Source organism: Streptomyces sp. NPDC047022 (assembly GCF_040644155.1).
Classification (GTDB): Bacteria; Actinomycetota; Actinomycetes; order Streptomycetales; family Streptomycetaceae; genus Streptomyces.
Window position 1 is genome coordinate 1 of the sequence record NZ_JBEYVV010000080.1, and the last position, 4,416, is coordinate 4,416.

General features: G+C 72.4%; 2 protein-coding genes. Both read right to left on the reverse strand.

Annotated elements, in window-relative coordinates; translation table 11 throughout:
- The coding region (locus tag ABZ845_RS31745; protein ID WP_360986951.1) for a condensation domain-containing protein at window positions 1-3,604 on the reverse strand (3,604 nt) is incomplete at its 3' end.
- On the reverse strand, window positions 3,601-4,416 hold an 816-nt coding region (locus tag ABZ845_RS31750; protein ID WP_360986954.1), incomplete at its 5' end, for a phosphopantetheine-binding protein. The genes ABZ845_RS31745 and ABZ845_RS31750, both read right to left, overlap by 4 nt.

Sequence of the window (4,416 nt, forward strand, 5' to 3'; positions counted from 1 at the left end):
CCACCGCCACCGCCTCCGGCGTCCGCCCCACCTGCGCCTCGAACAACTCCGGCACCAGACCCACCGGCAGCCGACGCTCCGTCGCGTTCCAGTCGGCTACCAGCTGGTGGCGCTGCTCGGCGTTCAACACGGGTACCGCCGCGAGCGGCGTGTCGGGGGCCTCCTCGAGGGCCGTCACCAGTCCGCCCAGCACGGTCTGCAGCAGGGTGCACACCTGTGCCGCGTCGGCCGGAGCCACCGCGTGCACCGTGAGGTCGAAGCCGGTGCCCCGGTCGCTCACCGACACGTTCAACGGGTAGTTGGAGCGGTCCCAGAGGTAGCGCAGTTCCACACCGTCGAGACCGATGCCGTAGGTACCCTCGACGGGCTGGTTGTGCCGGTAGTTGAACACCGAGGCGAACAGCGGGCTGCCGGCCGGGACGCGGCTGGCCTTCTGCGCCACCGCGAGCGGCGCGTGCTCGTGCACCAGGAGCTCTCCAAGCTGCCGGCGCACCTCGGAGAGCGCGTCGCCGACGCAGGTCGAGCCGACGCGCACCCGTAGCGGCAGGGTGTTGAGAAACAGGCCCGGGACCCGGTCGGAGCCGGCACCGGCGTTCATCCGGCCGAACAGCACGGTGCCGAACACCACGTCGTCCCGGCCGCTGACCACCGCCAGCACTCTTGCCCACGCCAGGTGGAACACGGTCGCCGGGCTGACGCCCAGCCGTCGGGACAACTCTCGGACACGCTGGGCCAGTTCGGGCTCGATCGAAAGCTGTGCCAGCTCCGCTTCGGTGCCGTCGCCGTGTACGTCGAGCAGCCCGAACGGCGCTGTGGCCTCGTCGACGTCGCCCAGCAGGCCCGCGAAGTAGCGCTCGTGCTCCTCGCGTGGCACGCCCAGCCGGGACTGCGCCACGAACGTGCGGAACGGCAGCGGAGCGGCCAGCGAGTCGTCCTGACCCGACATGAAGGCGCGCAGCTCGCCGAGCAGCACCTCCTGCGCCGTGTGGTCCTGCACCATGTGATGGATACGGATCAGGGCCAGCCACCGGTCGCCGCCCGGCTCGGCTGCGGTGCGGACCCGGATCAGCGGGGCCCGGCCGATGTCGATCCGGCCGCCGTCCTCGGCCAGCAACTGGGCGACCGGGTCCGGACCCCGGGGGTCCAGCTCGACCTGGTCCACCGGCAGCTGGACGTGCCGCAGCACCACCTGCACCGGCTCGCGCAGTCCCTCCCACACGATCGCCGTGCGGTAGATGTCGTGCCGGTCCATCACCCGCTGGAACGCGGCCAGGAACGAGTCCAGCCGCCGGCGCGAGTCGAAGCCCAGCACCATCGGCATGGCGTAGACGTCGGCGCCGTCTTCCTCCTGGCGGGCCATCAGGTGGTGGAAGAGGAAGCCTTCCTGGAGCGGGGCGAGCGGGTACACGTCGGCGATGTTGGCCGCGCCGCCCTCGACCTGGGCCGTGATCCGCTCGACCTCGGCCGCGTCAAGCTCGACCAGCGGCAGCATGTCCGGCGTGATCGCGGTGGCGCCCTCGGGGATCAGGTTCGGCGGCACGGTGACCTGGCCGGGGCCGGCCACCTCGGCCAGCGCCGCGGGCGTGGGGTTGCGCAGCAGGGTGCGGATGGATATCGACACATTGCGGTCCCGCAGGTACTCGACGAGCGACACCGCGAGCAGCGAGTGCCCGCCGAGGGCGAAGAAGTTGTCCTCGACCCCGACGTTCTCCTTTCCGAGGGCGTGCGCGAAGGCCTCGCAGAGGATCTCCTCCTGCACGTTCGCCGGTGCGCGGCCGGGCGCGGCGGTCAGCGCGAACTCCGGGTCCGGCAGCGCCGTCCGGTCCGGCTGTCCGTCGGCTGTGCGGCGCAGTGCGTCCAGCACCACAACCGTCTCGGGCACCATGTACTCGGGCAGGCTGCGGGCCACCATGTCGCGCAGCTCGGCCGGGTCGAGGGTGGCGCCGGACCGCGGCACCGCATAGCCGATCAGCCGGTCTGCGCCCCCGCTGTCCTGACGTGTCGTCACCGCTGCTTCCGCGACGGACTCGTGCGCCTCCAGCGTGGACTCGATGTCGGCGAGCCGGACCCGGAAGCCGTTGATCCTCAGCTGGTCGTCGAGGCGCCGCCGGATCTCCGGTGTCCCGGTCAGGTCCGGCGCGCCCAGCGTGCCGATCCGGGCCTTCGGGTCCTCGGCGAGGGCAGCCAGGACGTGCACGAGCCGGTCGGCGATCAGCTCGGCGGTGTCCGCGTCCAGCAGGTCCGCCGCCGCGGTGAGCAGGCCGCGCAGACCCGCTGGGGCGCCCTGCTCGTCGAGGACCTCGTTCACCACGATGTCCAGGTCGAACTTGGCCGCCGGCCGGCCGAGCGAGAGTTCGTCCGCCCGGATGTCCGGCAGTCGCAGCGCGGATCCGGCACCGGCCACGGTGGTACCGGCGTTCTGCAGCGTCAGCATCACCTGGAACAGCGGGTGGCAGGCCAACGAACGGGACGGGGCCAGCTCCTCCACCAGGCGCTCGAACGGCACCTCGTGGTGTCCGAAGGCGCCCAGCGTGGACCGGCGGACCCGGTCCAGAACGGTGTCGAAGGTCGGGTCGCCGGACAGGTCGCTCCGGATCACCACGGTGTTGACGAAGCAGCCGACCAGGTCGTTCAGGGCCTCGTCGGTGCGCCCGGCGATCGCCGAACCGATCGGGATGTCCTCGCCCGCGCCCAGGCCGGACAGGGTCACCGCCAGGGCGGCGTGCAGCACCATGAAGAGGGTCACGCCCCGCTCGCGCGCCAGGTCGACCAGCCGCCGGTGCAGCTCCTCGGGCACCCGGACGGCCACGCCGTGCGCGCGGTGGCTGGGGGCGGCCGGGCGCGGGCGTGACGTGGGGAGTGCCAGCTCCACCGGTGCCCCGGCCAGCGCCTCGCGCCAGTGGGCCAGTTCGGCGGCGAGCATGCTGTCCGGGTCGTTCTCGTCGCCGAGCACTTCCCGCTGCCAGAGCGTGTAGTCCGCGTACTGCACGGGCAGCGGCTCCCAGACCGGGGCACGACCCTCGCGGCGCGCCTGGTAGGCCGCCGACAGGTCACGCGCCAGCGGGCCCATCGACCAGTCGTCCCAGGCGATGTGGTGGGCCACCAGGACGAGTACGTGCTCGTCCGGGTGCACCGCGAACAGCCAGGCCCGCAGCGGGATCTCCGAGGTGAGGTCGAAGGTGTACGCCGTGGCCCGCGCCACCGCTCCGGCCAGCTCCGCCCGCGACACCGTCGAGCCGGGCAGCCCGGCCGCCGGTTCGATCACCGGCAGGTCGGCCGAGGGCCGCTCCCAGAGGTCGGCAGCCGACAGCAGCCGCTGGTGGGGTTGCTCGGGCCGGTCCGTCTCGACCACCTCGATCACCGGCAGGTCCCAGTGCACCTCGTCGAGGTCGAGCACGCGCTGGCAGGGCTGCCCGCCGACGGCGGGGAAGACCGTGCGCAGCACCTCGTGCCGGCAGATGACATCGCGCAGTGTCGCGTTCAGGGCCTGCTGGTCCAGCTTGCCGGTCAGCCGCAGCACCATCCGGTTGTTGTAGGTGGCGTTCGGCCCCTCCAGCTGGGCGAGGAACCACAGCCGGCTCTGTGAGAACGACAACGGGATCATCGGGGGGGCTCCTCCTGCTTGCGCATCGGCCGCAGTGAGGGCCTGGCCTTCTTCTGTTTCTCGGCGTGCACGGTCAGCCAGGCCGCGAGCCCGGCCGGGGTCGGCGCCTCGAACAGGGCCGGCATCGGCACGTCCACCCCCAGCTCCGCACGCACCCGGCTGACCAGCCGCATGACCAGCAGCGAGTGGCCGCCGAGTGTGAAGAAGTCGTCGTCGACGCCGACCAGCGGCAGGCCCAGGACCTCGGCGAACGCCTGGCACAGCAGCCGTTCCTGTTCCGTGGCCGGCTCCCGGCCCGCGCCTGCGGCGGCCGCGAAGTCCGGTGCGGGGAGTGCCGTGCGGTCCAGCTTGCCGTTGGCCGTCACCGGCAACACGTCCAGCACCACCACGGCGGACGGCACCATGTACCCCGGCAGCCGCTCGGCCGCGAACTTCCGTACGTCCGCCGGGATCTCCGCCTTCGGAGCTTCGCCCGCGGGCACCACGTAGCCGACCAGCCGCTGTTCTTCCGCTTCCTGACGAGTGATCACCATGGCCTGTTCGACCTGCGGATGCTCGGCCAGTACCGCGGCGACCTCGCCGGGCTCGATCCGGAAGCCGCGGATCTTCACCTGGTCGTCCAGCCGGCCGCCGAACACCAGTCGGCCGTCCGCGTCCCACCGGACCTGGTCGCCGGTGCGGTACATCCGTTCACCGGCGGGGCCGAACGGGTCCGCGACGAACCGCTCCGCGGTCAGGTCGACCCGCCCGGCGTACCCGCGCGCCAACTGCACACCGGCCAAGTACAGTTCGCCCGCGACGCCCACCGGCAC